The organism is Bradyrhizobium sp. (genome assembly GCF_004799445.1).
Classification (GTDB): Bacteria; Pseudomonadota; Alphaproteobacteria; order Rhizobiales; family Xanthobacteraceae; genus Bradyrhizobium.
Genome location: NZ_SSNA01000136.1, coordinates 1 through 5,680, shown reverse-complemented (window position 1 = coordinate 5,680; position 5,680 = coordinate 1). Strand labels below are relative to the sequence as shown.

The following is a 5,680-nucleotide window of genomic DNA, read 5'->3' as shown; positions in this document are numbered from 1 at the left end:
ACGACTCGGTCGCCGACGAGGCGGTGCCGAAGCGGCTTGAGATCGAGCGCCTGGTGCGGCGGCCGCGCCGATGGATGTACGGCGCGATCGCCGCGACGCTCCTGGCATTTGTCGGCGGCGGTGGCGTCGGCTGGCTGGCGCATGGCGTGACGGCGTCGCCGTCGGCGTTCCAGAGCCTGACCTTGGACGCGCTGGATGCGCATCGGCTCTATGTCGTCGAGGTTCGCCATCCGGTCGAGGTGCCGGGCAGCGAGCGCGAGCACCTTCAGGTATGGCTGACCAGGCGTTGCGGTTGGGACGTCCGCGCACCCGAACTGGATGCGACGGGCCTGAAGCTGGTCGGAGGACGGCTGTTGCCCGGCGCCTCGGGGCCCGCATCATTCCTGATGTATGAGAGCGCCTCGGGCGAGCGCTTCACGCTTTACGCCTCACGCGGCAAAACCGGCACCGCGCAGATGCGCTATACCGCAGCCGAGAACTCGGGCGCGATGTACTGGTCCGAAGATGATGTCGGCTACGTGCTGAGCGGCCCTTCCGACAAGGACCGGCTCAACCAGGTCGCGCGGCAGGTCTACGACCAGACCGAAAAAAGCGGTGGGTGAAGGGCGTCTCGATCGATGACCAAATTCCGGCGGGGTGTCCAAATTCGGACATCAAGAATCTGAATTTGGAACATGGACGCGTCTCATTATCGCACCAGGTGCTCACGAAAAGTTGTGGTGCGTTCGATCCGCCGATCGACGCAAGCGGCCTCGACCGGGGTTTTGTACCGCGCTGGTCCCCCAGGTCGAGGCCGCACCTTCTTCTGCCGGCGCGTGGCGATCAGCCGTGATCGCTGCGCGGATGATAGGGGTGGGCGTCCCGCCACTTTTGCATCAACTCCTCCAGCTCCGCATCGTTCCCATCCGGCAGCATGATCCGGGTGGTGGCGAACAAGTCGCCGGTACCGCCCGGTTTCGGCAGGCCCTTGCCTTTCAGGCGAAAGATCCTGCCGCTCGAGGTATTTTTCGGGATCGACAACTCGACCGCGCTGCCGAGCGTCGGCACGCGAACCTTGCCGCCGAGCACCGCTTCGTACAACGTGATCGGCAGATCGAGGCGCAGGTCGCTGCCCTCGACCTTGAAGAACGGATGCGGCGCGACGCTCACGGTGATCAGGAGATCGCCCGGCGGGTGGCCCGCCGCGGTCTCGCCCTGCCCCTTGAGCCGGATCTGCTGGCCGGGGGCAACGCCGGCGGGAATCTTGACATTGAGCTCCTTGCCGGTTGGCAGCCGGACACGCTTCTCCACGCCCTTGACCGACTCCTCCAGCGACACCGTCATGGCGACGGAAAGATCGAGATCGAGCGCGATGGTGCCGGGGTCGAATTCGAAGGTGCCGCCGGCGCCCGGCCGCGCGCCGCGCGCCGTAGCCTGGCCGAACATGCTGTTGAGGATGTCCTCAAAACCGCCGCCGCCAAAGTTCGCGCCAGCACCACCGGTACGGAAGGTGTGGGTCTCGAAACCGCCACCCTGGGCCCCGCGCGCGCGCGGATCGCCGCCGCCAGCAAAGCCCTGGAAGCGCGGCTTGCCCTCGGCATCGATCTCGCCGCGGTCGAACTGCTTGCGCTTCGCCTCGTCGCCAAGGATCTCGTTGGCCGAATTCAGCTCGGAAAAGCGCGCCGCGGACTTCGGATCGTTCTTGTTGGCATCGGGGTGATGCTTCTTGGCAAGCTTGCGATAGGCGCTCTTGATCGCCGCAGCGCTGGCGCCCCGCTGCACCCCCAAGACCTCATAGGGGTCGCGCATCCGTCAGGTCTCCTCTTAAGGAAATCAGATGTTAGTTCGGGCGATCCGCCCGCCGAAACTTCATTTGGGGTCTTCGTGGCATTTTTGCAACGGGAAGAAGAGCCGTTCAGCTCTGCCTCCACGGTTTCAGCGTATGAATTTCCCACTGCCCATGGCCGGTCTTGCAGGCGGCGCCCTGCAGCCAGCTTTCCGAGCGGCCATTGACGTAGCTTGCCAGAAAATCCCGGCAGGTCCGCCCCTCCGAGGAATAGGCCTGGGCCAGCGGCGTCACCGAGCCCCGCGCGCCGGTCTCGGGATTTTCCCAGGGCTGGCTGGCATCCTTGTCGCCACGGGTCAGCACGTCGGACGCCGCATTGCGGGCAAAGGCAAGATCGCTCTCGCTCGGCGCCGCCAGGCTTGGCTGCGCGGGGCCGATGGAGTTGGTGACGTCGTCGCCCATTTTGGCGAAAGCACCGTCGGTGCGGGACAGGCTGCAGCCGGCGGAGCCGATGCCGATCAGAATCAGGGTCGTCACCAAGCCGGCCGGGCCGATCGCCGATAGGCCAAAGCGTCCCCATGCCCTATATAGGACAAGCCTAGAATGGGGCTGCAACGCGCTTCTGGCCGCGGGCGGGCGCAACTCGGAACTCCTGAGATGACGGACACGACCTCCATCCAACACCCGACACCCTTAACATCCGGTGATTTCACCGCTGCCGGGGAGCCGTTTGCGCTGTTCGGAGAGTGGTTTGCGGAAGCGGTGAAGGCCGAACCCAACGATCCCAATGCCATGGCGTTGGCCACCGTCGACCCCGACGGCCTGCCCGACGTGCGGATGGTGCTGATGAAGGACTATGACGCTGCGGGGTTCGTGTTCTACAGCCACATCGCCAGCCAAAAGGGCCGCGAACTCGCCGCAAATCCTAAGGCGGCTTTACTATTTCACTGGAAATCGCTGCGCCGGCAGGTCCGGATCCGTGGGCCGGTGTCGCCGGTGACCGAAGCCGAGGCCGACGCCTATTTCGCCACCCGGCCGAAACAGGCCCAGATCGGCGCCTGGGCCAGCAAGCAGTCGCAGCCGCTGGAAAGCCGGCTCGCCTTTGAACATGCCCTCGCAAAGTTCGCGGCCAAACACCTCGTCGGCGAGGTGCCGCGCCCGGCTGGCTGGAGCGGCTGGCGCGTCGCCCCGCTGCGGTTCGAATTCTGGCACGACCGCCCGTTCCGCCTGCACGACCGCGTCGAATTCAGCCGCGACGTTCCGGACCAAGCCTGGTCCAGGACGCGGCTTTACCCCTGATCAGGAATTTGTAGGAGCCTATGTCCACTTCATCCAACAACGGACCGCGCCGCACGCTGCTCCTGACCGGCGCCAGCCGGGGCATCGGCCATGCGACCGTAATCCGCTTTTCCTCAGCCGGCTGGCGCGTCATCACCTGTTCGCGCCATCCCTTCCCGGAAGATTGCCCGTGGGACGCCGGACCTGAGGATCACATCCAGGTCGACCTCGCCGACCATGACGATACCTCGCGCGCCATTGCGGAAATTCGCCAGCGCCTGGAAGGCGGCATGCTGCACGCGCTGGTCAACAACGCCGCGATTTCGCCAAAGGCAGAAGGCGGCACCCGGCTCGGCTCGATCGACACCGACATCGACACCTGGAGCCATGTGTTCAGGGTCAATTTCTTCGCGCCGATCATGATGGCGCGCGGGCTGATCGAGGAATTGAAGGCGGCCAAGGGCTCGGTGGTCAACGTCACCTCGATCGCGGGCTCCCGCGTGCATCCTTTTGCGGGCGCGGCCTACGCGACCTCGAAGGCGGCGCTGGCCTCCCTGACCCGCGAGATGGCCTCGGATTTCGGCCGCATCGGCGTGCGCGTCAACTCGATCGCGCCGGGCGAGATCGACACCTCGATCCTTTCGCCGGGCACCGAGAAGATCGTTGAGCAACAGATCCCGTTGCGCCGGCTGGGCACCCCAGACGAAGTCGCCAAGATCATCTACGTGCTGTGCACGGAGACCAGTTCCTACGTCAACGGCGCGGAGATCCACATCAACGGCGGCCAGCATGTCTGACCGCAATCGTCCTTCGACCGGCGCGCTTTGCGCGGATCCGTCGGACGCGCCGGATTGACGTTACGTCAAATCAATCCGCGCAGGATTTGCGCCGCCTGCCAGCGTAGCGTTGCGTCAGCGTTGGAGATGCTGGAGCACTCATCTTCCCGCTCGCCGTCTGACAGCACCGCGCCGCAATGCCGGCAGGTCCGCGCCGAGATCGCCTGCGCCCTGCCGGCCACGTTGCGGCCCTGCTGGTAGCTGGCGAAGTCGACGACGTTGCGCGCCTGCATTATGACTTTCTCAACCATTGCTGTCCTCGCGATCTGTGCGAGGGTTATCGCAGAAAGGCGTCGCACAAACGTTCAGCGCAACGCTCAAATTTTAGCGGAGAGGTTGAGGCGGGAATCTGTCGACGCTCCGCCACTTTCTTAACCCTGGCAGCGAGCCCAAAAGACGCCGGAATTTCGCCTCGACTATGTCCTGACGTGTTTTCTTCATGGGAACCGGGTGTCCCCCCGCATCAAATGCAGGGCGGGCTTTCGCCCAAAAACGCCTTGGCTACAGCCACTTCTTCCATTTGAAATACAGGTAGGGGCCCGCTGCCGCGGCCAGCATCATCAGCACCGCCAGCGGATAGCCGTGCTGCCATTCAAGTTCCGGCATGACCTTGAAATTCATGCCGTAGATCGAGGCAATCAGGGTCGGCGGCATCAGCACCACCGCCATCACCGAAAACAGCTTGATGATGTTGTTTTGCTCGAGATTGACGACGCCGAGCATCGCATCCAGCACGAAGGTGATCTTGTTGGAGAGATAGGAGGCGTGGTCGGTCAGCGAAGTCACGTCGCGCTGCATGGTCTTGAGCTGCTCGCGCATGTCCTTGGACCATTTGACGCCATCGACCGCCGCCGCAACGAAGGTCACCACCCGCCCGATCGAGACCAGACTCTCGCGGACTTTCGAGGTCAGGTCGCCCTTGCGCCCGATCGCGATCAGGATGTCGGAATAGCGTTTGGCATGCCCGGTGCGCGCCGCGCCCTCGGGCTCAAAAATATCGTGGCTGATCGCGTCCATGTCACCGCCGGCGCGCTCCAGAATGTCGGCGTTGCGGTCGATCACCGCGTCCAGCAGTTCCATCAGCACCATTTCACCGGTGATACCGGGCGCACATGAGCGCGCCAGCTTGTTTTCCACCAGCAGGAACGGCTTCGGCTCGTCATAGCGCACGGTCACCAAGCGGTGGCTGGCCAGGATGAAGGTCACCGCCGTGGTGCGCGGATTCTCTGTGTCCGCCGCGCACATCAGGGTGGCCGTCATATAACGGGCGCCGTTCTCGATATAGAGCCGGCTGGAAATCTCGATTTCCTGCATGTCCTCCCGGGTCGGTACCGCGATCCCGGCCAGCCGCTCCACCGCCTTGTCCTCGGCGGCGGTCGGTTTCACGAGGTCGATCCAGACCGCATTGTCCGGAAGCGCCGCCAGATCGGTGATGGCGGCCTTTTTCAGGGAGGTTTCGGAGGGGACGAATACCGAGAACATGGGGGTACTCCGGACAGGCGGGCAAATTAACCAACAGGACTTAGCTCGATTCTGGCAAGCCTTTCATGACCGTCAGCCGACGCGGCCCCCGGAATTTGCGGCAGCCCGATGGCAGGAGGGTGGCGGGGATTCGGCGGCCGCGCCAATAAACGGCCCGAGAACCAACGGGCGCCGAAGAAATTGCGGCAAAAAAGACACAGCCGCGGTGCCGCGTCGCGGGACAAGCATCTAAGCGCTGGAATTATTGCCAATTTCGGCGATAATGCGGCTAACAGAATCGTGGCGTTTGAGGCGCAATGTGGCGCCGCGTACGCAAGGC

General features: G+C 64.1%; 7 protein-coding genes. 3 read left to right on the top strand and 4 right to left on the bottom strand.

The annotated features are described in order from the left end of the window. The coding region (locus tag E8A46_RS18740) for an anti-sigma factor (protein WP_291564130.1) at positions 1 to 602 on the top strand (602 nt) is incomplete at its 5' end. Positions 603 to 822: 220 nt separating this feature from the next. Here E8A46_RS18740 and E8A46_RS18735 read toward each other — a convergent pair. Beyond that, the gene (locus E8A46_RS18735; RefSeq protein WP_291564128.1) at positions 823 to 1,788 is read right to left on the bottom strand and encodes a DnaJ C-terminal domain-containing protein; all 966 of its coding nucleotides are present in this window, start codon (positions 1,786 to 1,788) and stop codon (positions 823 to 825) included. Between the two features lie 106 nt (positions 1,789 to 1,894). Further along, positions 1,895 to 2,302: an RT0821/Lpp0805 family surface protein gene (locus tag E8A46_RS18730; RefSeq protein WP_363252065.1), complete on the bottom strand. Its 408-nt coding sequence runs from the start codon at positions 2,300 to 2,302 to the stop codon at positions 1,895 to 1,897. 120 nt (positions 2,303 to 2,422) lie between these two features. Between E8A46_RS18730 and pdxH the strand changes: the two genes are divergently transcribed. Beyond that, the gene (pdxH, locus tag E8A46_RS18725; RefSeq protein ID WP_291564122.1) at positions 2,423 to 3,064 is read left to right on the top strand and encodes a pyridoxamine 5'-phosphate oxidase; all 642 of its coding nucleotides are present in this window, start codon (positions 2,423 to 2,425) and stop codon (positions 3,062 to 3,064) included. Positions 3,065 to 3,084: 20 nt separating this feature from the next. Next, positions 3,085 to 3,840 carry an SDR family oxidoreductase gene (locus E8A46_RS18720; protein ID WP_291564119.1) on the top strand — a complete coding sequence of 252 codons (756 nt, stop codon included), beginning with the start codon at positions 3,085 to 3,087 and terminating at the stop codon, positions 3,838 to 3,840. 65 nt (positions 3,841 to 3,905) lie between these two features. On the opposite strand, the gene E8A46_RS18715 is transcribed toward E8A46_RS18720, so the two are convergent. Both E8A46_RS18715 and E8A46_RS18710 read right to left on the bottom strand, forming a co-directional pair. Beyond that, positions 3,906 to 4,130 (bottom strand): hypothetical protein, encoded by a 225-nt coding sequence (locus E8A46_RS18715; RefSeq protein WP_291564116.1) that lies wholly within the window; start codon positions 4,128 to 4,130, stop codon positions 3,906 to 3,908. A gap of 250 nt (positions 4,131 to 4,380) precedes the next feature. Further along, on the bottom strand, positions 4,381 to 5,361 hold the full coding sequence (locus tag E8A46_RS18710; protein WP_291564113.1) for a magnesium transporter CorA family protein: 981 nt from the start codon (positions 5,359 to 5,361) through the stop codon (positions 4,381 to 4,383). Positions 5,362 to 5,680 lie beyond the last annotated feature (319 nt).